The organism is Azospirillum doebereinerae, assembly GCF_003989665.1.
Lineage (GTDB): Bacteria > Pseudomonadota > Alphaproteobacteria > Azospirillales > Azospirillaceae > Azospirillum > Azospirillum doebereinerae.
On the sequence record NZ_RZIJ01000033.1, the window covers coordinates 22618 to 47220 of the forward strand.

At 68.8% G+C, this 24603-nt stretch carries 27 protein-coding genes; 7 read left to right on the top strand and 20 right to left on the bottom strand.

Annotated features, from left to right (window positions below):
• Positions 1-9 precede the first annotated feature (9 nt).
• The 3 genes from EJ913_RS27560 to EJ913_RS27570 are packed head-to-tail and all read left to right on the top strand — an operon-like array spanning position 10 to position 2169.
• Complete coding sequence (locus EJ913_RS27560) at positions 10-1050, top strand: ABC transporter permease (protein WP_127004004.1); 1041 nt, start codon at positions 10-12, stop codon at positions 1048-1050.
• The gene (locus tag EJ913_RS27565) at positions 1044-1847 is read left to right on the top strand and encodes an ABC transporter ATP-binding protein (protein WP_127004006.1); all 804 of its coding nucleotides are present in this window, start codon (positions 1044-1046) and stop codon (positions 1845-1847) included. Before EJ913_RS27560 ends, EJ913_RS27565 begins: the two co-directional genes overlap by 7 nt.
• A gap of 10 nt (positions 1848-1857) precedes the next feature.
• Positions 1858-2169, top strand: coding sequence for a hypothetical protein (locus EJ913_RS27570; protein WP_127004008.1), 312 nt, complete (start codon positions 1858-1860; stop codon positions 2167-2169).
• Between the two features lie 24 nt (positions 2170-2193).
• Here the strand turns inward: EJ913_RS27570 and EJ913_RS27575 are convergent, their stop codons facing one another.
• From EJ913_RS27575 to EJ913_RS27585, 3 genes are all read right to left on the bottom strand, one after another.
• Entirely contained in the window at positions 2194-2337 is a 144-nt protein-coding gene (locus tag EJ913_RS27575) for a hypothetical protein (protein WP_238520223.1), read from the bottom strand.
• A gap of 72 nt (positions 2338-2409) precedes the next feature.
• Positions 2410-3129 (bottom strand): anti-sigma factor, encoded by a 720-nt coding sequence (locus tag EJ913_RS27580; RefSeq protein ID WP_127004010.1) that lies wholly within the window; start codon positions 3127-3129, stop codon positions 2410-2412.
• Positions 3126-3677 carry a sigma-70 family RNA polymerase sigma factor gene (locus tag EJ913_RS27585; RefSeq protein ID WP_127004051.1) on the bottom strand — a complete coding sequence of 184 codons (552 nt, stop codon included), beginning with the start codon at positions 3675-3677 and terminating at the stop codon, positions 3126-3128. Before EJ913_RS27585 ends, EJ913_RS27580 begins: the two co-directional genes overlap by 4 nt.
• Before the next feature lie 195 nt (positions 3678-3872).
• Between EJ913_RS27585 and EJ913_RS27590 the strand changes: the two genes are divergently transcribed.
• Positions 3873-4664, top strand: a complete 792-nt coding sequence (locus EJ913_RS27590) for a DUF4394 domain-containing protein (RefSeq protein WP_127004013.1) — start codon at positions 3873-3875, stop codon at positions 4662-4664.
• 219 nt (positions 4665-4883) lie between these two features.
• On the opposite strand, the gene EJ913_RS27595 is transcribed toward EJ913_RS27590, so the two are convergent.
• The 10 genes from EJ913_RS27595 to EJ913_RS27640 form a co-directional block, all read right to left on the bottom strand.
• Positions 4884-5453, bottom strand: a complete 570-nt coding sequence (locus EJ913_RS27595; protein ID WP_127004015.1) for a hypothetical protein — start codon at positions 5451-5453, stop codon at positions 4884-4886.
• A 203-nt stretch (positions 5454-5656) separates the two neighbouring features.
• Positions 5657-6166 (bottom strand): L-2-amino-thiazoline-4-carboxylic acid hydrolase, encoded by a 510-nt coding sequence (locus EJ913_RS27600; RefSeq protein ID WP_127004017.1) that lies wholly within the window; start codon positions 6164-6166, stop codon positions 5657-5659.
• 36 nt (positions 6167-6202) lie between these two features.
• A complete protein-coding gene (locus EJ913_RS27605) occupies positions 6203-6913 on the bottom strand; it encodes an ABC transporter ATP-binding protein (protein WP_127004019.1) in 711 nt (236 codons plus the stop codon).
• Positions 6910-7680: an ABC transporter ATP-binding protein gene (locus EJ913_RS27610; RefSeq protein ID WP_127004021.1), complete on the bottom strand. Its 771-nt coding sequence runs from the start codon at positions 7678-7680 to the stop codon at positions 6910-6912. The genes EJ913_RS27605 and EJ913_RS27610 overlap by 4 nt, the downstream gene beginning before the upstream one ends.
• Positions 7677-8735, bottom strand: coding sequence for a branched-chain amino acid ABC transporter permease (locus tag EJ913_RS27615; protein WP_211099053.1), 1059 nt, complete (start codon positions 8733-8735; stop codon positions 7677-7679). Before EJ913_RS27615 ends, EJ913_RS27610 begins: the two co-directional genes overlap by 4 nt.
• Entirely contained in the window at positions 8722-9636 is a 915-nt protein-coding gene (locus tag EJ913_RS27620) for a branched-chain amino acid ABC transporter permease (RefSeq protein WP_127004023.1), read from the bottom strand. Before EJ913_RS27620 ends, EJ913_RS27615 begins: the two co-directional genes overlap by 14 nt.
• Positions 9637-9827: 191 nt before the next feature.
• Entirely contained in the window at positions 9828-10937 is a 1110-nt protein-coding gene (locus EJ913_RS27625) for an ABC transporter substrate-binding protein (RefSeq protein WP_127004025.1), read from the bottom strand.
• 39 nt (positions 10938-10976) lie between these two features.
• Complete coding sequence (locus EJ913_RS27630; protein ID WP_244939516.1) at positions 10977-11525, bottom strand: L-2-amino-thiazoline-4-carboxylic acid hydrolase; 549 nt, start codon at positions 11523-11525, stop codon at positions 10977-10979.
• A gap of 2 nt (positions 11526-11527) precedes the next feature.
• Positions 11528-12847 (bottom strand): NAD(P)/FAD-dependent oxidoreductase, encoded by a 1320-nt coding sequence (locus tag EJ913_RS27635; protein WP_211099054.1) that lies wholly within the window; start codon positions 12845-12847, stop codon positions 11528-11530.
• A gap of 187 nt (positions 12848-13034) precedes the next feature.
• The gene (locus EJ913_RS27640; RefSeq protein ID WP_127004027.1) at positions 13035-13970 is read right to left on the bottom strand and encodes a pirin family protein; all 936 of its coding nucleotides are present in this window, start codon (positions 13968-13970) and stop codon (positions 13035-13037) included.
• 234 nt (positions 13971-14204) lie between these two features.
• On the opposite strand from EJ913_RS27640, the gene EJ913_RS27645 reads away from it, so the two are divergent.
• On the top strand, positions 14205-16091 hold the full coding sequence (locus EJ913_RS27645; protein WP_185909969.1) for a multicopper oxidase family protein: 1887 nt from the start codon (positions 14205-14207) through the stop codon (positions 16089-16091).
• Positions 16092-16174: 83 nt separating this feature from the next.
• On the opposite strand, the gene EJ913_RS27650 is transcribed toward EJ913_RS27645, so the two are convergent.
• From EJ913_RS27650 to EJ913_RS27680, 7 genes are all read right to left on the bottom strand, one after another.
• Positions 16175-16522 carry a RidA family protein gene (locus EJ913_RS27650; protein ID WP_127004031.1) on the bottom strand — a complete coding sequence of 116 codons (348 nt, stop codon included), beginning with the start codon at positions 16520-16522 and terminating at the stop codon, positions 16175-16177.
• Positions 16523-16553: 31 nt separating this feature from the next.
• Positions 16554-17315 (bottom strand): ABC transporter substrate-binding protein, encoded by a 762-nt coding sequence (locus EJ913_RS27655; protein ID WP_127004033.1) that lies wholly within the window; start codon positions 17313-17315, stop codon positions 16554-16556.
• 165 nt (positions 17316-17480) lie between these two features.
• Positions 17481-17828 carry a RidA family protein gene (locus tag EJ913_RS27660; protein WP_185909970.1) on the bottom strand — a complete coding sequence of 116 codons (348 nt, stop codon included), beginning with the start codon at positions 17826-17828 and terminating at the stop codon, positions 17481-17483.
• 27 nt (positions 17829-17855) lie between these two features.
• Entirely contained in the window at positions 17856-18989 is a 1134-nt protein-coding gene (locus tag EJ913_RS27665) for an NAD(P)/FAD-dependent oxidoreductase (protein ID WP_127004035.1), read from the bottom strand.
• A 12-nt stretch (positions 18990-19001) separates the two neighbouring features.
• Entirely contained in the window at positions 19002-20456 is a 1455-nt protein-coding gene (locus EJ913_RS27670) for an FAD/NAD(P)-dependent oxidoreductase (RefSeq protein ID WP_244939517.1), read from the bottom strand.
• Positions 20453-20749: a (2Fe-2S)-binding protein gene (locus EJ913_RS27675; protein WP_127004037.1), complete on the bottom strand. Its 297-nt coding sequence runs from the start codon at positions 20747-20749 to the stop codon at positions 20453-20455. The genes EJ913_RS27670 and EJ913_RS27675 overlap by 4 nt, the downstream gene beginning before the upstream one ends.
• A complete protein-coding gene (locus EJ913_RS27680; protein ID WP_127004039.1) occupies positions 20730-21863 on the bottom strand; it encodes an NAD(P)/FAD-dependent oxidoreductase in 1134 nt (377 codons plus the stop codon). Before EJ913_RS27680 ends, EJ913_RS27675 begins: the two co-directional genes overlap by 20 nt.
• Before the next feature lie 363 nt (positions 21864-22226).
• Between EJ913_RS27680 and EJ913_RS27685 the strand changes: the two genes are divergently transcribed.
• Both EJ913_RS27685 and EJ913_RS27690 read left to right on the top strand, forming a co-directional pair.
• Complete coding sequence (locus EJ913_RS27685; protein WP_127004041.1) at positions 22227-23138, top strand: LysR substrate-binding domain-containing protein; 912 nt, start codon at positions 22227-22229, stop codon at positions 23136-23138.
• A 225-nt stretch (positions 23139-23363) separates the two neighbouring features.
• Complete coding sequence (locus EJ913_RS27690) at positions 23364-24374, top strand: ABC transporter substrate-binding protein (protein ID WP_244939518.1); 1011 nt, start codon at positions 23364-23366, stop codon at positions 24372-24374.
• Positions 24375-24603 lie beyond the last annotated feature (229 nt).

Sequence of the window (24603 nt, forward strand, 5' to 3'; positions counted from 1 at the left end):
GACGGCATCATGAGCGTCAACGACACGGCCGCCGGTCTGATGGCGGAGGACGGGGGAGCGGAGGGGGAAGCCCTCTCCGCGTCCGGGATCCGGGCGCGCTTCGGTCTGGCGGCGGCGGCGGGGCTGTGGTTCGCCGCCGCCGCCGTCACCGCCCTATGGCCGGATTCCGATCCCGACGCCTGGCCGCGCACCGGCGAGTTCGCCAGCCTGCTGGTCGTGGCCGGCGGCGCGCTGGTGCTGGCGCTGCCCTTCTCGCTGAGCGGCGTCGCCCGATGGAAGCCGGTCACCGACCGTCTGGTCGCGGCGGTGCCGTGGCTGGTGGTGCTGGCGCTTGGCCTGATCGGGTGGGAGATCCTGACGGCGAAGCTGAACCTGCTGCCGCGCCCCTTCTTCGCCCCGCCGCAGGCGCTGCTGGAGGTCTATCTCGACGACTGGCCGCGCCTGCTGGACTGCTTCGCCGCGTCGCTGAAACTGCTGTTCACCGGCTACGCCATCGGCGCCGCGCTGGGCATCGTCACCGGCGTCGCCATCGGCTGGTCGCGGGCGGTGGGCTATTGGGTGCATCCGGTGCTGCGGTTGATCGGGCCGCTGCCGGCCACCGCCTGGCTGCCCATCGCCTTCTTCGCCTTCCCGTCGAGTTGGAGCGCCAGCGTCTTCCTGATCGCGCTCGCCACCGGCGTGCCGGTGACCATCCTGACCTGGTCGGGCGTGGCCGGGGTGAACAGCGCCTATTACGACATCGCCCGCACGCTGGGGGCTTCGCAGCGCTTCCTGGTGTTGCGCGTCGCCGTTCCCGCCGCCATGCCGCACGTCTTCGTCGGGCTGTTCATGGGGTTGGGCGCGTCCTTCGCCGTGCTGGTGGTGGCCGAGATGCTGGGCGTGAAGTCGGGCATCGGCTGGTACCTGCAATGGGCGCAAGGCTGGGCGGCCTACGCCAACATGTACGCGGCGCTGCTGGTGATGGCGCTGGTCTGCTCCGGTCTGGTGACGCTGCTGTTCCGCGTCCGCGACCGCCTGCTCGCGTGGCAGAAGGGAATGTTGAAATGGTAGCCCTCCAACAGATCGCCGAACATCCTGCCTCGGTCGATCCCGCCGGCATGACCATCGACGCGCGCGGCGTCAGCCACCGCTTCGAGCTGCATGGCGCGCCGCTGCCGGTGCTGGACGGCGTCGACCTGCGGGTCGAGCCGGGCGAGTTCGTCGCCTTGCTGGGGCCGTCGGGCTGCGGCAAGTCCACCCTGCTGCGCCTGATCGCCGGGCTGGAGCCGCCGAGCCGGGGCCGCATCCTCGCCGACAGCCGCCCGATCCAGGGGCCGGACCCGTCGCGCGTCGTGGTCTTCCAGGACCCGACGCTCTACCCGTGGCGGACCGTGCGCGACAACGTGGCGCTCGGGCTGGAGGCGCGAGGGCTTTTGCGCAGCCAGGGCCACCGGATCGACGAGGCGCTCGCGCTCGTCGGGCTGACGGGCTTCGCCAAGGCCTACCCGCACCAGCTGTCGGGCGGCATGGCGCAGCGCGCGGCTCTCGCCCGCGCGCTGGTCAACGACCCGCGCCTGCTGATCCTCGACGAGCCGCTGGGCAAGCTCGACAGCCTGACCCGGCTGACCATGCAGAGCGAACTGGTCGATCTGTGGCGGCGCGCCGGCTTCACCGCGCTGCTGGTGACCCACGACATCGAGGAAGCGCTGTTCATGGCGACCCGCGTCATCGTGTTCAGCGAGCGGCCCGCCAAGGTGACGGCCGACCTGCGCATCGACCGCGACTACCCGCGCCATCGCGGCGACCCGGTGCTGACCGAGCTGCGCCACGCGATCCTGGAACTGCTCGGCTTGGCCGGGACGTGGTGAGGAGAACCGCATGATCACCGCCATCGTCCGCTACCGCTTGCCCGCCACCATCGGGCGCGAGGCGTGCCGGGAGCATTTCCACCGCATCGCCGCCGGGTTCGGCGACATCCCCGGCTTGATCCGCAAGCAGTTCATCTGGAGCGAGACCGGCACCGCCGGCGGCGTCTACCAATGGGCCAGCGTCGCCGACGCCAAGCGCTTCTATCAGGGGCCGTGGCTGGACGGAATCCTCGCCCGCTACGGCACCTACCCGGAAATCGAGTATTTCGAGACCTTGGCCGTCACCGAGAATCCGGGTGGGGCGGTGGTGCTCGATCCCTGACCGGACGGAAGATGGGGCAGGGCGTCAGTGCCGGACGCGGGGCCGCCGGTAAATGAACCAGTAGACCGCGCCGCCCAGCACGGCCCCGCCGACCCAGTTGCCCAGGGTCACCGCGCCGAGGTTCATCAGGTAATGGCCGACGTCGATTGTCCATGATGACGGGTCCATGGTTCATGGAAGCCGGAGGGACGTTGAGCCCTCGGCCGTCCGACCGTCATTGATCTGCCTCCGCTTTCCGCCTTAAAGCGGCCGTCTGGCGAACCCTTTGGCCAGGATCGGACCGGTCGGCCGGCCGGTGGGGGAGCCGCCCGCCTGTTCGAGCGTCAGCTCGTAGAGCTGGTCGCGCCGGGGCCTGGGAAGCGCCGGCGCCTGCAAGACCGCCGATTGCGAACCCCGGACGAGGCCGAGCGATACAGGCCCCATCTCGCGCGAGGGCAGGGTCCAGACCTGGATGGTCTTGTCGGCCGGCACGGCGAATTCGTTGAGCAGCCGAACCTTGGCGGTGTCGTTGCCGAAATCCTCGACGACGGCCTGGGCCTCGCCCGTCTCGTTGAGCAGCACGGCGATCACCAGCGGCTCCACGGTCCGCGTGAGGCTCCAGGCCAGTCCAACCGCGAGCAGCAGGGAGGCGGCGAGCGCCGAAAGCGCCGTCGCCCGCCACGCGCGCGGGCGGTTGTCGTTGGAGGAGGGGGAAGAGCCGGCAGAGACGGACCTCCCGGCCGGAATGGCTGGTGCTGTCGGTAGCGCCGCCTCGATCCTGCCCCACAGCCCTTCATCGACGGCCGCCGGTTCGACCGCCGTGTCGAGCGGCAGGAAGCGCTCCCGGCTGGCGGCGACGGCGGCGCGCAGAGCGGCGTCCCGCTCCATCGCGGCTTCGACCTCGGCCTGGGCGCTTGGCTCCAGCAGGCCAAGCACATACTCGTCGGCGATCTCGGGAAGATCCTTGCGGTCGTGTCTCATGCCATGCACTCCCGCAGCGCCGTGAGGCCCCGGCGGATCCAGGATTTCGTCGTGCCGAGCGGAACGCGCAGCCGGCCGGCGATCTCGCCGTGGCTGTAGCCGCCGACATAGGCCATCAGGATGCCGCGCCGCTTGGTCTCGTCGAGCGCTCCCAGGCAGTCGCGCAGCCGGCTGTCCTGGTCCAGCCTGTGCCACGACGCCATGATCTTCTCGAATTGGTCGGTGTCCAGCAGGGCTTCCAGCCGGTCGTCGGCCACCAGATCCTCGCGCTTGCCGTCGCGCAGCAGGTTGAGCGCCCGGTTGCGGACGATGGCGGTGATCCAGCCGCGCGCCGACCCGCGTTCGGGCGTGTATTGATGGGCGCTCGTCCAGATGCGGAGAAAGGCCTCCTGCACGACCTCCTCGGCGAGATCCCGGCGGCGGACGATGCGCTCCGCGATGGCGATCAGGCGTCCGGCTTCGCCGTCGAAAATGCGCTTCAAGCCGTTCCGATCGCCCCTGGCGCAGGCCGCGAGGTCAGGCCCGAGATCGTCCATCTGCGCCTGCATCACATTCAACGTCACCCTCCATCGCGGTCCCACAGCGTAACATCCCTGCATGTGGGGCCGGACAACGAAGGCATCGCGGAAAAATATTTTCGGGGCCTGCATCCAAACGAGGCGGCCCGTGGGTCCTCAGTTCGAGAGCGGCCAAAGGCTGCGCGCCGCGCCGCTCTCGCGACGGAAACGCACGGGAGAAAAGCCATGAACAACACCCTCAGGACCGCCCTGATCACGTCCACGCTGCTTGCCGGTTCGGCCGTGGCGGCCAGCGCCGCACCGGTCCTCGGCCTGACCGGCGACAAGACGCTGATCCTGTTCGACACGGCCAAGCCGGCTGTCACCAAGACCATGGAGGTAAAGGGAATCGACAAGTTGGTCGGCATCGATTTCCGTCCGGGCAACAAGACCGTCATCGGTGTCACGCCGGATCACCGCATCGTCTCAATTGATCTGAGCACCGGCGCCGCGACCGAAACCGCCAGGATGGACAAGACGCTGACGGTGGCGCAGGCCCCGGTCGTGGTCGATTTCAACCCGATGGCCGATCGTCTGCGCTTCATGACCGGCACCACCAACCACCGCGTCCATCCCGACACCGGCGCCGTCACGGTCGACGGCACGCTCGCCTTCGAGGACGGCGACGCGAACAAGGCCAAAGCGCCGAACATCATGGCGGCGGCCTACACCAATTCCTGGGGCAAGCCGGAAAAGACGGCGATGTACAACATCGACGCGACGATGGGCGCCTTGGTGCAACAGACCAAGCCGAACGACGGCACCTTGAAGACCATCGGCGCCCTCGGGATCAAGGACGCGCCGAAGACCTACGCCTTCGACATCCAGGCGACCGAGGACGGCAAGAACACCGCCTTCCTGGCGGCCGGGAAAACACTCTACACGGTCAACCTCGAAACCGGCGCGGCGACCGAGGTCGGCACGATCGCGGGGCTTCAGGGCGAGGTGCGCGACATCGCGATCCTTCCGGTGATGTAATTCGACTTTATTTTCCATAAGAATGGTTATGCGTTTTAAACTCCCCCTTTGGTAGGTTCCATTCTGAAGTGTGCCCGGCCAGTCCTGAAGATACGCGCGGCGGTGATGAGAGAACGGCACGCTTGCCTCGGACCAAATCACCGCCGCGCCATACGCCGCCAGCCATTTCACCCTACGGATCTTAGATAACTCCAGGCTGCAGAGGGCCTCGCAGATGATTTACTGCCGAGCTTTCCTACCCGTGTCTTGGGCGAGGAAGGGCTTGTCTGATCCTGAGTTCCAATCCGGCAGGTATTCCGCCTTCTTCGCATTGATGTTGACCATGTTCGAGCGGGCCCAGTCACGCGACGCCGGGGTATTTTCGACCCAAGTACAAGCTCGCAGGTCACTTTCAAGATCCGGCGACGAAGCAGGGACTGGCTCCAGAGAAAACCGCGCTTTCCAAAGCCCAAGACGTGGAGCGACGCGAGCGAAGTAAATTTGCTCGGCAGCAAAATCCGCATCCATGAAGTCGGCGGATTCACCGACGACCATAAGGCGGCGCTTACCGGCAGGCGCCTCATACGCAAGCTTCTTGCCGGCAGAGACAATGCCGACAAACTGGGGGTCCCCACTGGTGATATCGAACACCGAGGATTGGATCGCGCCTCCAAATATCGATGGCCGCATGAGGACAAGCGTCGCGGTGTTGTCGGTGGGTTTGGAAACCGTGACCGGCTCTGGAACATCCCGCATATGCGAGCTTGCGCAGGCGCTGACCAACATCAGCGTGCTCAGAGCGAACAACATGGATCGCAACCGTTTAACAGACATTTCTATCCACCTCAGTATGCTTTTGGAATAAGGATTCCTGAAATTTTTACTAAAACACTGAATATAATGCAACGATTCGCCCACTGCGTGTAGCTCGGCTCCGGGAAATACGTGAATCCAGAACAGGCCCAGCCACGCCCCCGAATGGAGCGTGGCCTTTTCTCGGGCTTCCCCCGCCCCTACTCGCCCTTCGCCTCGAAGCGGTAGCGGAAGTCGCAGCGGTCGGCGCCCTGCATCAGGGTCTGCGTGCGCTCCATCGTGATGCGCGGGTCGTAGCCGGTGCAGAAGGCGGCGTCGCGGTTGCACGACAGCAGATGCCCGATGTGCCCCACCCCCAGTTCCCGGTACATCTCGGTGTAGCGGCAGCGCGTGACGTCGTAGTCGAAATGCGTGTCGTCCCGCCGCTTCACCTCGATGCGCAACGCGTCGTCCTTGGTCCACAGATGCTGGAGATCGGCGAAGCTGTTCAGGCTGGTGCCGTCGGGCTCGGTCGCGGCGAAGGCCGAGGCGGCGGCCAGCGCCGCCTTGGTGATGGCGGCGCCCAGGATCTCCTGCGCCAGCGTCTCACCGAGGCGGGCGGCCATCTCCTCGTAGACCGGCTTCAGGATCTCCGCCTCGATCCGGCGCCGCTCCAGGATACCCATGACCGGTTTGTCGGTCGCGGGCGTGTCGGCTGCGGGTTGGCTCATTTTGCTCTCCCTTTCCTTGGGCGACGGCGCGTGGCGTCAATGCGTGTGGCCGCCGAGATAGGCCTCGGCGATGCGGGGGTCGTCGCGCAACTGCTCGGCCGGGCCGGACAGGGCGATGCGCCCGTCCTCCATCACCGCCGCGAAATCGGCGATGCGCAACGCGGCGCGGGCGTTCTGCTCGACCAGCAGGATCGACACGCCCTCCGAGCGGATGCGCCGCACCAGATCGAAGATCTGCGCGACGATCTTGGGCGCCAGCCCCAGCGACGGCTCGTCGAGCAGCAGCAGCGCCGGCCGCCGCATCAGCGCGCGGGCGATGCACAGCATCTGCTGCTCGCCGCCCGACAGCGAGCCGGCGTTCTGCTTCATGCGCTCGGACAGCACCGGGAACATCCCCAGCACGCGGTCCAACTCGCCCAGGCCCACCTCGCCGCCGCCGAGCACCAGATTCTCGCGCACGCTCATGTTCGAGAAAATCTGCCGCCCCTCCGGCGCCTGCGACAGGCCCAGTTGGACGATGCGGTGCGCCGGCAAATTGGCGATGGGCTGGCCGCGAAAGGCGATGCTTCCCTGCCTGGCCCGGTAGATACCAGACACCGCCCGCATCAGCGTGGTCTTCCCCACCCCGTTGGAACCGAGCACGGCGACGATGGAGCCCTCGGGCACCGACAGGCTGACCCCGTGCAGGATCTCCTGCGGCCCCATGGCGACGTGCAGGTTCTCGATGGCGAGCAGCGGCGCGGTCATGCGTCGACTCCCAGATAGGCTTCCAGGACGGCCGGGTCGTTGCGGATCGCGTCCGGCGTGCCGTCGGCGATCTTGCGGCCCGAGGCCAGCACCAGGATGCGCTGGCAGATGCCCATGACCAGCGTCATGTCGTGCTCCACCAGCATGACGGTCAGCCCCTGCCCGTGCAGCCGCTTGATGAAGGCGGCCAGGTCGCGGGTCTCGGTGTCGTTGAGGCCGGCGGCGGGCTCGTCCAGGATCAGGAAGCGCGGCTTCATGGCGAGCGCGCGGGCGATCTCCAGATACTTGCGCTGCCCGTAGGGCAGGTTGGCGGCGAGTTCCCCGGCGACTTGGGTCAGCCCGACCGCCTCCAGCGCCTCCCAGGTCCGGCGGCTGATGTCGGCGCTGCGTTGGCGGCCGCTTTCCGAGAGTCCGCCGAACAGCGCGCCCAGCGCCCCCTGTGGCAACGCGCCCACCGCGCCGACCGATACATTGTCGAAGACCGTCATGTTGGGGAAGACGCGCAGGTTCTGGAAGGTCCGGCTCATGCCGAGCCGCGCCACTTGGTTGGTGGTCAGCCCGGCCAGCGGCCGGCCGCCGAAGGCGACGGTCCCGGAGGACAGCGGCGTGAAGCCGGAGATCAGGTTGAACAGCGTCGTCTTGCCGGCCCCGTTGGGACCGATCAGCCCGACCAGTTCGCCCTCGTCCACATGGGCGGTCACGTCGTTGACGGCCAGCACGCCGCCGAAGCGGCGGCTGGCGTTGCGGATGTCGAGAAGTCGGGTCATCGCCAGCCGATCCCCTCCCCGCCCGCCGTGCGCCGCCACGCGGCGCCGAACTGCCGGCGCACGAGACCGAGCGCCGAGACCTCCCCCAGCAGCCCCTTGGGCAGCAGCAGGATCGACAGGAACATCACCAGCCCCACCATGACGTTGCGGAAATCGCCCAAGCCCCGAAGGCCCTCGGGCAGCAGGATCAGCAGCAGCGCGCCGATGACGGCGCCGGGCAGGCTGCCCAGCCCGCCCACCACCACCATCGCCAGGATCAGGATGGATTCGGAGAACTTGAAGTCGCCCGGCGAGATGTAGCCGGTCATGTGCGCCCACAGCGCGCCCGCCACCCCGGCGAAGAAGGCCGACAGGGTGAAGGCCTCCATCTTCAGGCGCACGGTCCGCACGCCCATGGCGTCGGCGCACTGGTCGTCCTCGCGGATCGAGCGCAGCGCGTTGCCGTAATAGGAATGACTGAGCCGCCCGATGGCGACGACGCACAGCGTCACCACCACCGCCACCGTGTAATAGGCGGCGATCCGTCCCGACAGGCCGAACCCGAACAGCTCGAAGCCCTTGGTGACGATGACGCCGTTCGGCCCCTTGGTGAACTCCACCCAGTTCAGCATGACCAGATAGAGCATCTGCCCGATGGCGAGCGTCGCCACCGCGAAGTAGATGCTGACCAGCCGCATGGTCGGCAGCGCCACCAGGAAGGCGACCGCCGCCGCGACCAGCCCGGAGGCCGGCAGCGTCACGGTGAAGCCGAGCCCCAGCTTGGAGGTCATCAGCGCGGCGGTGTAGGCGCCGACCCCGTAGAAGGCGGCGTGGCCCAGATGCAGCAGCCCGGCCACCCCCGTCACCAGATGCATGGAGGCCGACAGCAGCACGAAGATCAGCGCGAGGTTGGCGATCTGGTAGAAATAGCCGCGGTCGAAGGCGGCGAGCGCCGCCGGCAGCGCGACGAAGACCGCCAGGGCGACCAGCGCCGGCAGGATCCAGCCCCGGCGCCGGTCAGGCGCGGTCAGGCCGGATGGAGTTTGGCCGGGAGCCGTCAGGTCAGACACGTTCACGGCGCGCTCCGAACAAGCCGTTGGGGAAGAAGACCAGCGTCAGGATCAGGAAGCCGTAGGCCACCATGTCCGACCAGCCCGAGGAGACGAAGGTCGTCGCCATGCTCTCGGACACGCCCAGGATCAGCGCGCAGATCACCGCGCCGGGGATCGAGGACAGCCCGCCCATCACCATGGCGACGAAGGCCTTGATGCCGGGCACGAAGCCCATGGCCGGGAACACCGCCCCGTAATACAGCCCCATCAGGATGCCGGCCGCAGCCCCCATCATGGAGCCCACGACGAAGGTGAGGATGATGGTGCGGTCGGTGTCGATACCGACGTATTTGGCGCCCAGTGGGTTGTTGGACACGGCACGGATCGCCAGCCCGGCGCGGGTCCGCGTCAGCAGGTATTGCAGGCCGACCAGCATGACCGCCGCGACGCCGAAGATGATGAAGTCGCCGGTCACCAGGATCACCGGCCCGACCCGCACCGGGGTGTTGATCAGGTACTCCGCCGGGGCCGAGCGCATCTGCGAGCCGAACAGGAGCTCCAGCGCCTCGCGCGCCACGATGGACACCGCCAGAGAGGACAGCAGCGTCGATTCCCGCATCGCCCGCGATTTCAGCGACGCCTCGTCGGTGAAGCGGCGAAAGGGCTTGAAGGCCAGCCGCTCCAGCGAGAAGCCGGCGAGCGCGCCGGCCGCCAGCACCGCGAAGATCACCGCGACGACCGGCGGCGCCGTCGCCGAGATCACCACCAGCCCGGCGAAGGCGCCCAGCGTGTAGATCTCGCCATGGGCGAAGTTGACGACGTTCAGCACGCCGAAGATCAGCGTGAAGCCGATCGCCATCAGCGCGTAGGTCATGCCCAGCGACAGGCCGATGGCCAACTGCTGGAGGTAATAGGGATCGATCATGCGGGCTTCTTCGCGGGAGGAAAATCGCCCTCTCCCGCCCCGGGAGAGGGAGGGGACCCATGCGGCAGCATGGGGAGGGTGAGGGGCTATCGGGGCATGGATTGCGTACCACGCCCGACAGCCCCTCACCCTTCCCGCTTTTAGCGGGCCCCTTCCCTCTCCCGGGGCGGGAGAGGGAAAAACACAGTGCCTTACTCGGCGACCGGCACGAAGGCGCCGCCCTTCACCTCGACCTTCACCAACTCCTTCACCGGCTCGCGCTCGGCGTTGAAGGTGGTCTTGCCGGTCACGCCGGGGAAGTCGGTGGTCTGGGCCAGCGCGTCGCGCACCTTTTCGCGGGTGGGGTTGGGCTGGGCCTTCTCCACGGCGGCCAGCATGATGCGGACGGCGTCGTAGGCCTGGGCCGGGAACTGGCCGGGCACCGCGTCGGCGGAGCGCTTCTTCCACTCCGTGACGAAATGCTGGACGTTCGGCGCCGGGTCGGTCGGCAGGAAGTTGGAGGTCAGCCGCACGCCCTCCGCCGCGTCGCCGGCCAGCTCGATCAGCTTGGGGCTGTAGGCGGCCGAGGTCGAGTAGACCGGGGTCTTGACGCCCAGCTGCTGCAGTTGCTTGAGGAACTGCGCGCCGTCCTCGTAGAAGAAGCCGGTGTAGATGGCGTCGGGCTTCGCGCGCTCGATCTTGCTGATCAGCGAGCGGTAGTCCTTGAGGCCACGGTTGAAGAACTCCGAGAAGGCGACCGTGCCGCCGCCGGCCTTGACCGCCTCGGAATAGCCGCTGACCACCGACTGGCCCCAATCGGTCTGCTCGGCGATCACCGCGACGTTCTTGTAGCCCTTGGACGCCATCCACTGGGCGTTGTAGGGGCCTTCCTGGGCCTGGGTGGCGATGTTGCGGAACTGGTACTTGGAGATTTTGGTGTAGTCGGGGTGCGAGGCGGTCTGCGAGAGCTGGGCGAGGCCCGCCTCCTTGTAGACCTGCGCCGAGGCCATCGACACGCCCGAGGTGAAGTCGCCGAGCACGCCGACGATCGCCTTGTCGTCCACGAACTTGCGGGCGATGTTGGTGCCCTCCTTGGCGTCGGAGCGACTGTCCTCGAAGACGATCTCGACCTTGAAGGGCTTGCCGGCGGCGTTGAACTCGTCGAGCGCGATCTCGGCGGCCTTGCGGAAGTCCTGGCCGTACTGGGCGGTGTCGCCGGTCAGCGGCAGCTGGTAACCGAGCTTGACCGTGTCGGCGGCGAGCGCCGGGGCGGCGAAGGCGGCGGCGGCAACGGTCGCGAGCGCGAGGCGGCGGAAGGTCATGGCGGTGGCACCTTTTCTTATGGTTGGTGGCGGGCGTTCTTACGCGCTGGCGTCGGCGGCGGGTTCGGCGGGCGTCGGACCGGGAAGCACCTTCAGGCGGCAGCAGCCCTCGTCGCCCGGCTTCCAGGTCTCGCCCCGGAAGACGAAGCCGGCCGCCTCGAACAGCCCGCCGTCGATGGCGCCGGCCATGCGGCAGAGCAGTTCCAGATCGTCCTCGGAGCGCCCCTGCGCCTGCCACGCCTCCTTCAGCGGGCAGCGGTGGAAATGGATCTCCAACGTCTCGTCATCGCAGCAGACGATCTCCGGCGCGAACATGGCGTCGCGGATCGGGATGCCGTCGAGGAAGGCGTAGCACAGCCCCGCCAGATCGTCCGGGCCGTGCGACGCGAACTTGACGCCCATCGATTCCCCGAGCCGACGGGTCGATTCCTGCCCGATCTCCAGCGCCGTCTCCGTGCCGAAGCGGTCACGCAGGACGTCGAACATGTGGCCGTAGCTCGCCGCGCGCATGGCGTAGGCGTTGCGCAGAAGAGTCGGGTAATCGGGTTCGCCGGCCATCGCCGCGCCCTCCTTGTGAATGTCCGCCACGATCAGATTTCCCGCGCGTCGTTCCAGCGGTATTGCAGGATCTTCAACGGCCCGATCTTTTGCAGCAGCGCGTTGAAGGGAAGCGGGGTGGGCGCCGTCAGCGGCAGCGCCAACTCCGCCGGGTCCTGGCCCAGCGCCGCGCGCGCCAGCTCCCGCCCCAGCGAGACCGACAGCGCCACGCCGCGCCCGTTGCAGCCGGCCCAGGCGAAGCCGTGCGGCCCCAGCCGGTGGACGCGTGGGAAATAGTCGGTGGTCATGGCGATGCGGCCGTTCCACACATGGTCGAAGGTCACGCCGCGCAACGCCGGGAACAGCCCGGCCAGCCGCTCGCCGACGATGCGGCGCAACCGCTCCGGCCCGTTCGCCGGGATCAGCAGGGCGCCGCCGCTCACCAACCGGTTGTCGGCGGTGTAGCGCATGAAGCGCAGGTCGCCATGGGTGTCGGACATCGCCGGGCGGCCGGGCAGCACCGTCTTGCGGATGGCCTCGCCCAGCGGCGCGGTCGCCATCTGCCAGGACAGGACCGGCACGACCTCCGTCCGGATCTCCGGGAAGACCGAGGCGGCGTAGCCGTTGGTGCCCAGCACCAGCGAGTCGGCGGTGACGATGCCTTGCGGCGTGCGGGCGACCCACATGTCGCCCTGCCGCTCCACCGACAGCGCGGGGGAGTTGACGTGGACCGCCGCCCCGGCCTTGACCGCCTTGGCGGCCAAGCCGCGCGCCAGGGCCAGCGGGTTGATGTGCCCGCCGCTGCGGTTCATCCAACCGCCGTGATAGGCGTCGGTGCCCAGCATCGCCGACACGGCGGCGCGGTCCAGCAGCTCGACCGGCGCGCCACGGCGGCCCCATTGGGCGGCGCGACGCTCGGCGATCTTGATGCGGCCCGGCGTGTGGACGGGCTGGACCCAGCCGGTCTGCTCCGCCGCGCAGTCGATGTTCAGGCGGCGCACCAGATCGAACAACGTGGTGGCGCTGTCGCGGATCAGCGCGACGAAGCGCTCGCCCGTCTCGCCGCCGAAGCGCGCCACGAGGTCGTCCGGATCCGGGCGGGTCAGCGTCGGGATCACCTGACCGTTGTTGCGCCCCGAGGCGCCGCGCCCGATCTCCGACGCCTCCAGCACCACGGCGCGCTTGCCGGCCTCGGCCGCGTGCAGCGCCGCCGACAGGCCGGTGAAGCCGCCGCCGATCACCAGCAGGTCGGCCTGCGCCGACCCGTTCAGCGGGGCGAGGGCCGGCGGCGGCGGGGCGGTGGCCTCCCACAGGGAATCCGGACGCTCCCAGATCCCGCTCTGCCCCGGAGTGTTGTGCGTCCTCTCTGCCACCGGTCGTCGTCCCGCTCGTTTCAGTCCAATGGTTTCGGGCCGAACTATGGGACAAATCGGAGGCTTGCGCAATTCCCGAGATTTTCTAGCGGAAAGTGGAAAACTTCCACAGCGCTCGGTGGGAAATGCGAAATGTTGGCCGGGCAAGCCGATTTTCCACAAGGGCTGGTTTCCCCATGGGGAATGGTCAGGGGTAGCGGACCGGCGGTGGCGGCGTTTCGGGCAGCGGGATGGACTCGCCCTCGTCGGGCACCGGGGTGAAGCGCCCGGCCCGCCAATCCTCCTTGGCCTGCTCGATGCGATCCTGCGAACTGGAGACGAAATTCCACCACATCCGGCGCGGCCCGTCCAACGGCTCCCCGCCGAGCAGCAGGACGCGCGACGCCTCGACGGCGGTCAGGACGATCGCGTCGCCAGAGCGGAAGACCAGCAGGCGTCCGGTGTCGAACCCGTCGCCGGCGACCTCGATCCGGCCGGCGGCGATGTAGATCGCGCGTTCCTCGTGCTCGGCCGGCAGCTCCAGCCGCGCGCCGGCATCGAGCGCCGCGTCGGCGTAGAACATCGGCGACAGTGTGGAAACCGGAGAACGCAGACCGTACATCTCCCCGGCGATCAGCCGCACCCGCTTGCCCTCCCCTTCCGCGACCGGCAGAGCCTCCGCCGGGTGATGCACGAAGGCCGGCGCGGTCTCCTCCAGCGGCTTGGGCAGCGCGACCCACATCTGGATGCCGGCCAGCGGGTTGTCGGCGCCGCGCGATTCGGCCGGGGTGCGCTCGGAATGGACGATGCCGCTGCCGGCGGTCATCCAGTTCACCGCGCCGGGCCGGATCGTCCGCACCGTGCCCAGGCTGTCGCGGTGGAGAATCTCGCCATCGAACAGATAGGTGACGGTGGCCAGCCCGATGTGGGGGTGCGGTCGCACGTCCAGCCCGCTGCCGGCCCGCAGCAGCGCCGGCCCCATCTGGTCGAGGAAGACGAAGGGGCCGACCATCCGCCGCTGCGCCGACGGCAGGGCGCGTCGCACCTCCAGCCCGCCGATGTCGCTGCTGCGCGGCACGACAACGGTCTCGATCGCCGTATCTGGTCGCGCCGGGTTGGGTTGGACCGGAATGCGCTCGTCCATGCCTGCCTCTCCATCGGTGTGGTGGTCCGTCGGGAGCTGAGTATGGGCGCCGGACGGCGGAATGGGAACCGGTGGCCTTGCGGAAAGCACGGCTTCGTGGCGCGCCTTATCGAAGCAAATTTCTTTTATTGGGAGAACATTGACTTAAATATCTCTTTTTAGGATATTTGCGTGAATTTCTTCTCCTAATGAAATTGGCGCGCGCACGCGCATGGAACAAGGATGGAAACGCGGATGCTGAAGCATTGGCTGGAAACGCGCACGGTCTCGCGGCGTGCCGCGCTGTTGGGGGGATCCGCCGTCATTGCCACGGCGGCGGTCACGACGGGCGGCACCGCGCACGCCCAGGCGACGGGCCACAGCGGGCACGCCACACGCCATCCCGGCATGCTGGGCACCCGCATCCGCACCCCGGAGGCCCGCGCCCAGGCCGCCCTCGCGCGGAACGCGCAGGCTCCGGCCCTGACGGCGGACCCCTTGCCAATGCCGCCGGTCCTGTCGCTGGCGTCCGGACCCGGCACCTTGCCGATGAAGGCGCAGGACTATCAGTTGGGCGACCGGCCGGCCAAGAACCTGCGGGTCTACGACAACGGCTCCGCCCCCCAATACCTGATGGGACCGACTCTGGAGATGGCGCAGACCGGCAGCTTCACGGTGACGCTGGCCAACCGCCTGCCGCTGAATCCGGACCAGGACCAGCCGCACATCGTCAACATCCCCAGCCAGTTCAACACCACCAACCTGCACACCCACGGCCTGCACGTCTCGCCGAACAGCCCTGGCGACAACGTCTATCTGGAGGTCCTGCCGCAGGGCACCGACGCCAAATACGCCGATGGCGTCACCAGCTTCGTCGGGGACTTCACCTACACCTACGACCTGAACAACCACACGCCGGGCACCTTCTGGTACCACCCGCACCGGCACGGATCGGTCGCGGTGCAGGTGGCGAGCGGCGCGGCCGGCGCGCTGATCGTCCGGGGCGGGGCGGGCACAGTCGACACCTTCCCTGGGATCAACGGCATCACCGAACAGGTGCTGCTGATCCAGCAGGTGCTCCTCAACGCGAACGGGGAGTTGCCCGATTTCGACACGATCTGGAACGCCACCCCCCCGGTCGCCGTGGCCGACTGGACGGTGAACGGCACCATCGGCCGGACGCTGCCGATGCAGCCGGGCGAGGTCCAGCGCTGGCGCATCGTCAACACCGGCTTCCAGACCGAGGCCCGCTTCTCCTTGGCCATCGGGGGAGTCCAGACGGCGGGCGTGGCCGGGAGCGGAAGCTTCCCGGAGATGGATGTGACCCTCATCGCGATGGACGGGGTGAATTTCACCACGGCGGCGACGGTAAAGGCGGTCTACCTGCCGCCGGGCGGGCGGGCCGACATCCTGGTGAAGGCCCCCGACGCGCCGGGCCGGCTGCTGGCGCAGGCCGGACCCTACATAAAGCTCGACGCCAACCAGGCACCGGAGGAGGCTGGCATCCAGGCCGGCTTCGAAATCGGCGGCGTCTGGCAGGAAACGCCCTTCCAGGGAACGCCGACGGTTCTCTTCACCGTCAACGTCGCGGGCGCCGCGAAGCCGATGTCCCTGCCGAGCAATCCGCTGCCCAAGCCGCTGGTGCCGGACATCACCGCCGCCACCCAGCCCGACAATTACCGCTACGTCAATTTCGACGTCACGTCCTTCACCAGCCCGCAGGTGCCGCCCCCGCCCGCCAACTCTCTCCCCAGCTACAATCCAGGGGCGGTGCCGCAGGTGTTCAAGCTCCAGATCAACGGCGAGTTGTTCTGCCCCGGCCGCATCATGTTCCAGCCGTCTCTGGATTCGGTGGACCAGTATTTCGTCGATTCGCCCGGTCTCCACGTCTTCCACATCCACGTCAACCCCTTCCTCGTTACCGAGGTGAACGGGAAGCCGCTGTCGACCCCGATGTGGCGCGACACCATGCTGGCCGGCCCGAACGGCTACAAGGCCCTGACCAAATACACCGACTATTCCGGGTCGTTCCCCATCCACTGCCACATCCTCGACCACGAGGACGCCGGGATGATGACCAACGTGACGGTGGTGGACAAGGCCAACCCGGCCGGCTCCGTCCCCAGGCACGGCAAGCACTGAGCCTGATCCCGCCCTCTTGAACGCGTGAAGGCGCCGGCATGGCCTGCCGGCGCCTTCGCTCTGTCAGGGGTGGGAACGGCGCCTCAGGCGGCGGCGGTCACCACGACCTCGATCTTGATCTCCGGCTTGCCAAGGTCGGCGACGCCGATGGTCGCGCGGGCCGGCAGGTCGTCGCCGTTCAGCCAGGACAGCCACGCCTCGTTCATCTCGTCCTTCATCGACATGTCGGTGATGAAGAGCTGGGCCGACAGCAGCTTGGTCTTGTCGGAACCGGCCATCGCCAGGACCTGGTCCAGCTTGGCGCAGATCTGCGTCACCTGCCCGCCCATGCCGACCGACACGTCGTCGGCGATGATGCCGCCCAGGAAGGCGATGCCGTTGTGGACGACGACGCGGTGCATGATCTTGGTCTTTTCGATGCGCTTGGTCACAGGAACTCTCCCGGTTGTGATTGAGGGTTGATCAGGGGGTGATGGAGAAATCGACGTAGCGGGCGGCAATGCGGGCCAGCGTGCCGTCCTTGACAACCGACTGGATGGCGGCGTCGAAAGCCTGCTTCAGCTCGGCGTCCTCCTTGCGCAGGCCGACGCCGATGCCGGGGCCGAACACGGCGGGATCGACCACCGGCTGACCGACGAGGCGCAGCGACTTGGCCGCGTCGCCCTTCACCCAGTCCGACGCGGTGGCGCCGGTGGTGATCGCCGCGTCGATGCGCCCGGCCTTCAGGTCGGCCAGCAGGTTGGAGGCCGTGTCGTAGGTCTTCAGCGACACCGACCCGCCGAAATGCTTCTCGACGTAGCGGTAATGGGTGGTCGAGGTTTGGGCGCCGACGCTCTTGCCGCGCAGGGACTCCGGCGAGCCGTCGACGGCGGATTTGACCGGGGCGACGAAATAGGCGGGGACGACCATGTAGGGAGCGGAGAAGCCGATGGTCTTCTCGCGCTCCGGCGTGATGTTCATCGTCGCCATGATCGCGTCGTACTTCTTCGCCAGCAGGCCGGGGATGATGCCGTCCCAATCCTGCGCCTCGACGGTGCAGGGCCGCGCCATCCGCTCGCACAGCGCGTTGGCGAGTTCGACCTCCAGCCCGGCGACCTTGCCGTCGGGCTGGGTGAAGTTGAAGGGCGGGTAGGCGCCCTCGGTCGCGATGCGGACCGGACCGGCCGCGTAGGCGGCCGAGGACAGGGACAACAGGGCGGCAACGCCCAGCGCGAGGCGTTTCATGGCGGGCTCCGTGAGGGGTGTGGGGGTGGCGGGCGGGGTTGCCCCCTCCCCATCCCTCCCCCGCCTTTGGCGGGAGAGGGGGCAGGATGCTTGTGGCGTTCGGCGGAGTTCCCTCTCCCGCGCAAGCGGGGGAGGGTTAGGGAGGGGGCAAGGGCCGAAACGCCCTCAGGCCGCCGCGACCACCAGGATCTCCACCAGCAGCGCCGGGTCGGCGAGCTTCGCCTCCACCGTCGCGCGGGTCGGCGGGTTGGCGCGGTCGACCCACTCGTCCCAGGCGGCGTTCATCTGCGCGAAGGTCGCGATGTCGGCCAGGAACACCGTGGCGGTCAGCAGGCGGCTCTTGTCGCTGCCCTGCTCGGCCAGCCGGGCGTCGATCTGGCGCAGCACGTCGCGGGTCTGCGCCTCGACCGTCGTCGATCCATCCTCGGCGATCTGGCCGGACAGATAGATCGTGCCGTTGTGGATGACCATTTCGCTCATGCGGGGGCCGGGATCGACGCGCTGGATGGACAAGGGAGAACTCCGTTTCTTGAAGAAGGGTCAGGCGGCGAAGCGCCCGATGCGGAAGGCGTCGATGGGCAGGTCGGTGGCGCCCGCCGTGATCAGGTCGGCGGTGATCCGCCCGACGATGGGGCCAAGTTGGAAGCCATGGGCCGAGAAACCGAAGGCATGGAACACCCCCGGCTGCGTGCCGCTGGGGCCGATGACCGGGATCTGGTCGGGCATCCGCGCCTCGATCCCCGCCCAGGAGCGGACGATGGTGGCGCCGCGCATGACCGGGAACAGGTCCCACACCGTGCGGGCGTTGACCGAGACCTGCGAGAAGTCCAGCTCCGTCCGGTTCTCGTCCCGCACCGCGTGGCCCAGCAGCCCGCCGCCGATCAGCACCGTCCCGTTGGGGAACTGCTTGAAGGACAGCGTGCGCCCGGCCGCCCCCACCACCGGCTTGATGAAGGGCGGCACCCGCGCCGTGATCATCAGCATGGGTGCTATGACCTCCAGCGGCACCGGCTCGCCCAGTTGGGCGGCGATGCGGTCGGCCCAGGCTCCGGCGCAGTTGACCAGCACCGGCGCCTCGTGGCGGTCGCCCGCCGTGGTCTCGACGCTCCAGACGCCGCCGCTGCGGCTGACGCGGGCGACGCCGGCCCCCTCCTCGAAGCGGGCGCCGAGCGCGATGGCCTTGCGGCGGAAGGCGAAGGTGGTGCGGAAGGGGATCGCCGCTCCGTCCCCGCGCGAGATCAGCGCGCCGACGCAGTGATCGGCGATGGCCGGCACCAAGGCGCGCAGCTCCGCCTGACCGATGACCTCCTCGTGGCCGAAGCCCAGCGCCCGCAGCTCGGCGGCGCGCGCCTCCAGCCCGGCCAGCTCGGCCTCGCTCTCGGCAACCTTGAGCTGGCCGTGGCTCTCGAAGCCGCAATCGTCGTCCACCAGCTCGCCGATGCGGTGCCACAGCGCCATCGAGGCGACGGTCAGCGGCACCTCGGCGACGTGACGGCCGAGCTGGCGGACGCCGCCCGCGTTGACGCCGGAAGCGTGGCGCGCAACGTGGTCCTTCTCCAGGACCAACACCTTCACGCCGCGCATCGACAGGTGCAGCGCGGTGGAGCAGCCGTGCAGGCCGCTCCCGATCACGATGACATCGGGCTTTCGGGTGTCTGGCGTCTGGCTGGACATCGGGATCGGCCTTCAGTGCTTCAGGACGGCGTCAATGTCGGCCTCGGTCTTCGGCAGCGCCGCGAGTTCGGCGAGCGTGATCGGCTTGACCGGCGGACGCAGGCGGTAATAGCCGACCTCGGCCGGCGACACCCCGCGCTCGGCGGCGATCACCTCGGTCACCGTCGGGCCGCAAAGCCGCCCCTGGCATGGCCCCATGCCGCAGCGCAGGAAGGACTTGGCTTGATTGGGCCCGCTGCACCCCAGCCGCACCGCCTCGCGCACGGCGCCGGCCGTGATCTCCTCGCAACGGCAGACGATGGTGTCGTCGGCCGGCGCGCGGAAGACGTCCGCCGGACGATAGAGCGTGTCGAGGAACTGGCGGCCGCGCAAGGCGCGTTCCAGCGCTTCGCGATGCGGAACGGCGGCGCGGTCGCGCGCCGCCCGGTCGATGCGGCCCAGCCGGTGCAGCACGTCGAGCGCCGCGATGCGCCCGGCCTGCTCCGCCGCGAGCGCCCCGCCGATGCCGGCCCCATCGCCGGCCAGCGACACGCCCTCGACCGAGGTGGCGCCCCAAGAATCGGTGGTCGGGCGCCAGCAGCGCTGGGTCTCGTCCCACTGCTGGGCGCAGCCGGTGGCGTTGGCAAGGTTCAGGTTCGGCACCACGCCGTGGTGCAGCAGCAGCGTGTCGGCGGCAATCCTCTGCTCCGCGCCATCGCCCCGCCGGTACACCACGGCGGCGAGCTTGCCCTCGCCTTCCGCCCGGAGTTCAGTGACGCCGTCGACGACCTTGACCTTGCGGCGGACCTCCAGCAGCAGCTTGGCACCCTTGCCCAGATAGGGCGAGCGCAGGAAGGCCGGCAGTAGCGGCAGCGCGGCGCGCCAGTTGGCGCGGGGCGTGGTGTCGAGGATGGCGTCGAGCGCCGCCCCGGCCCGCAGGTACTGCCACGCCAGCAGCCACAGCAGCGGCCCGGTCCCGGCCAGCACGACGCGGCCCGACGGCACCAGCCCGGAGGTCTTCAGCAGGATCTGCGCCGCCCCGGCCCCCAGCACGCCCGGCAGGGTCCAGCCCGGAATCGGGAAGGGCCGCTCCAGAGCGCCGGTCGCCATCAGGACGTGGCGCACGCTCAGCATCCGCGCCGCGCCGTCGCGCGACAGCCCGATCTGGAGTCGGCGGTCGCCGGGCCGATCCTCGCGCGGGCGGGCGACGCTCCATACGGTGCTGCCCGGCCAATGGGCGGCGCCGCTGTCGCGGAGCGGTCCCAGCAACTCGGCGCCGTGCCAGTAATCCGGCCCCAGCACGCGGCGGTCGCGCACCGGCGTGTCGGTGATGGCGCGGTAGATCTGGCCGCCGGCCTCCGGCTGCTCGTCGAGCAGCACGGTGGACAGGCCCCGGCCGGCGGCCAGGGCGGCGGCGGCGAGCCCGGCCGGGCCGGAACCGATCACCGCGAGGTCGAAATCGGGTGCACTCATCGCCCGGTCGCTCATCGCCCGGCCTCCCGCTTGCCGTCCTGGGTTTCCACCGCCATGCCGGGCGCCACGCGCACCTGGCAGCCCTGGCGGTTGCCGGTTCCGTCGATCGTCACCAGGCAGTCGAAACACACGCCCATCATGCAGTAGGGGCCGCGCGCGGCGCCCGACACGGGCGTGTTGCGGCAGGCGGCGACGCCGTTGGCCAGCAGGGCGGCGGCGACGCTGTCGCCACTGCGCGCCTCGGCCGGGCGGCCGTCGATGGTGAAGGACACGCGGTCGCCCGCGATGTCAGGCAGCCTGCGGAACATGGAACCTCCGGGCGCTGAAGACCTTGAATGCGTCGCTCAATCCCCCGGCCGCGATCATCGGCGCGAGGGTCAGCGCGTGGTTGGCGGCCAGCGTGACGCCGCTGTGGCAGGTGACGACGAAGGCGCCGGGCGCCGTCGCCGATTGTTCGTAGATCGGGTAGCCGTCGGGACTGAGAACCCGCAGCGCCGCCCAACTGCGCACCACGTTCAGCTTGGCGAGCAGCGGGAAGAAGCGGATCGCCCGCTCCGCGATGGCCGAGGACACGCCGGGTTGCAGCGTGGTGTCGAAGCCGGCCTCCTCGAAGCTGTCGCCGATCATCACCCCGCCCTCGTCGGTCTGCCGGACGTAGCCGGTGGGGTGGTGCAGGAAGGGCGCGGTCTTCTCGGTGACGATGACGTGGCCGCGCTGGGGCCGCACCGGCGCCTCCAGCCCGACCATCGGGGCGAGCCGCGCGCTGTCGTGCCCAGCGGCCAGCACCACCTTGCCAGCGCGGATCTCGCCCGCCGCCGTGGTCAGGCGGAAGCCGCCGTCGCGCGGCTCGACCCTTTCCACCCGGTGGTTGGGGCGGTAGGCGACGCCGCTGCGCTCCAGACCGGTGTGCAGGGCGCGCAGCAGGCGCAGCGAGTTGCAATGCCCGTCCAGCGGGCAATAGGTGCCGCCGACGACCTCCGGGCCGATGAAGGGCATTTCCTTCAGCAGGGCGGCGCGGTCGAGCACCTCGTAGGGGTAGCGCACCATCTCGGGCTGGTTGTGCAGCCGCATCATGGCGTTGGCGCGGGTTTCCAGCTCGGCCTGCGACAGCACCGGCATGAAGCCGCCGGGCCGGCGGAACGCCACGTCGACGCCGGTCTGCTCGAGCAGCATCTCGGCGAAGCCGGCCCAGGAATCGGTCGAGGCGCGGGTCCAGCCGGCGTATTCCGGCATGCCCATGCCCTTGCCCTGCAGCCAGACCAGCGCGAAGTTGCCGCGCGACGGCCGCACCGCGACGTCGCCCTCGTCCAGCACCGCGACCTTGGCCCCGGTCCGGGCGAGGCCCCAGGCCACCGCCGTGCCGACCAGCCCGCCGCCGACCACGGCGATGTCGAACTCCCCGCCCCGCTTGGGCTCTGTCATCGTCCCCACTCCCGTCTTCGCCCCCAGGAACTCGACCGCCTGTTCGTCACGGGGGGAATCCCTCTCGTTCCGCTTGAGCCGGCCCACCGGATCCTCGTCTTGGACCCCGGATGCTTTCGGACAGTCCCGCATTTTCTTGCCGGCCCCGGCCAAGGTTGTGCGATCCTTTGGCCGGGCGCCGCCGGACCGTCCCATCCTCTTCGCCATGACTGCGCCGGTCCGCACGGTGCGATGGGCAGCCCTGCAATCCTTGCGGCAGGATCACCGGCCAACCTATAACTGTCAAATCAGATTGGAGGGGTGTTTCATGCCGCAATGTTATGAAGCTCCACCGATGCCTCACGACAGGGCGGACCGGCTCCCATGATCAATCCACGGCAGATCGAGGCGTTCCGGGCGGTCATGCTGACCGGCGGCATCACCTCGGCGGCGGAGCTGCTGAACATTTCGCAGCCGGCGGTCAGCCGCCTGATCGGCGACCTGCAATACGCGCTGAAGCTGACCCTGTTCGAGCGGCGCGGCCCGCGCATCGCCCCCACCAGCGAGGCGATGTCGCTCTATCAGGTGGTCGACCGCGCCTTCGTCGGGCTGGAGTTGATCGAGCAGACCGCCCGCGACCTGACGGCGCGGCGCGGCGGCACGCTGCGCGTCGCCTCGATGCCGGCGCTGGGGGTGGGGTTCCTGCCGCGCTACGTCGCGCGCTTCCTGACCGAACGGCCCAAGGTGGACATCGCGCTGCGCGGCAGCACCTCCCCCATCATCCTCGACTGGGTGGCGACCGGCCAGTGCGAGCTGGGATTCGCCCACACCCCCATCGACCACGCCGCCGTGCTGACCCAGAAACTGGAGAGCCTGCCGGCCGTCGCCATCCTGCCGCAGGGCCACCCGCTGGCCGCCAAGGAGGTGCTGGTTCCCCAGGATTTCGCCGGGGAGAGCTTCATCTCGACGACGCCGCCGACGCTGCTGCGCTACCGCATCGACACCACCTTCGCCGACCACGAGGTCTCGCGCGTCATGCGGGTGGAGGTGCAGCTGACCATGAGCGCCTGCGCGATGGTCGCCGGCGGCCACGGCGTGTCGATCGTCGATCCCTTCACCGCGCACGACTACATCCCGCTCGGCCTCGTGGTCCGCCCGTTCGAGCCGCGCATCACCTTCGACATCGCCATCCTGCGCTCGGCGCAGGTCCCGCTGTCGATGATCGCCGAGGATTTCCTGGGCGGCTTCCTGGAGGAGACCCAGCGCTTCCGCGCCAGCCTGGGCGGCGAGGAATAGGCATCGCGAAGTGGTTGGAGCGACGGAATTATAACATTGGCGCATGGATCGACGCGGGAATTCGATTTGACGGTTATGTGACCGCGCCGTCACCTTTCCATGGCGTCACGGACGCAAGAAGGACGCAGGCCGCAAGTCCTCGGACCGGCGTCGATGAACAGGGAAAGAAGAGGAGAGCGGATGATGCGGTCCTTGGTAAACGGGCGGTCCTTGGCGTGCGGCCTGATGGCGACGGCGGCCCTGTGGTGCGGTACGGCGCTGGCCCAGGAGAAGACCCTGTACGTCGCGGCGTATGGCGGCTCCTTCGAGCAGACCATGCGCAAGGAGGTCATCCCCAGCTTCGAGAAGGCGACCGGCGTCAAGGTCGAGTACGTCGCCGGCAACTCGACCGACAACCTCGCCAAGCTCCAGGCGCAGAAGGGCAACCAGCAGATCGACGTCGTCATCCTCGACGACGGGCCGATGTACCAGGCCGTCGCGCTGGGCTTCTGCTCGGATCTGGCCAAGGCGCCGGTCTACGACCAGCTCTACGATCTGGCGAAGATGCCCTCGGGCAAGGCGGTGAACTTCGGCGCGGTCGGCACCGGCATCGTCTACAACAAGACCTATTTCGAGGAGAACAAGATCCCGGTTCCTTCCGCCTGGAAGGACATCGAGGATCCGCGCTTCAAGAAGAAGCTGGTGATCCCGCCGATCAACAACAGCTACGGCCTGCACGCGCTGGTGATGATGGCGCGGCTGAACGGCGGCGGCGAGAAGGCCATCGATCCCGGCTTCAAGGAATTCAAGGACAAGATCAACCCGAACGTGCTCGCCTACGAACCCTCGCCCGGCAAGATGACCGAGCTGTTCCAGAGCAACCAGGCGGTCGTCGCCGTCTGGGGTTCGGGCCGCGCCAAGGCGCTGGCCGACACCGGCTTCCCCGCCGCCTTCGTCTACCCCAAGGAGGGCGGCGTGGTGCTGGGCTCGGCCGCCTGCGCCATTCCGGGCAGCAAGAACGCCGCCGAGGCGCAGTCCTTCATCCAGCACATGCTGATGCCCGAGGCGCAGACCTCGCTGGCCGTCAGCGCCGGCTTCGGCCCGGTCAACAAGACGGTGGAGCTGCCGGCGGACAAGCAGGCCGGCATCCCCTACGGCCCGGAGCAGATCGGCAAGCTGCTGGTGGTCGACTGGGCGACGATCAACGAGAACCGCGAGGTCTGGAACAAGCGCTGGACCCGCGAGATCGAGCGCTAAAGGCAAGCGTAAAGCCCCTTTCCCACCCCTGTCGCCCTCTCCCCCTGGGGAGAGGGTTGGGTGAGGGGGACGCACCGCGTGCCGTAAACGCAAAAGAAGCGGCCTCGCATCACTTTTTTTTCCGGCCTACCGGCCGTAACGCCCCCTCACCGGCCCTGTGGGCCACCCTCTCCCCGGGGGAGGAGAGGGTTTCAGTTTGCGCTTTCGCGATGATGGCGACGGGAGATGA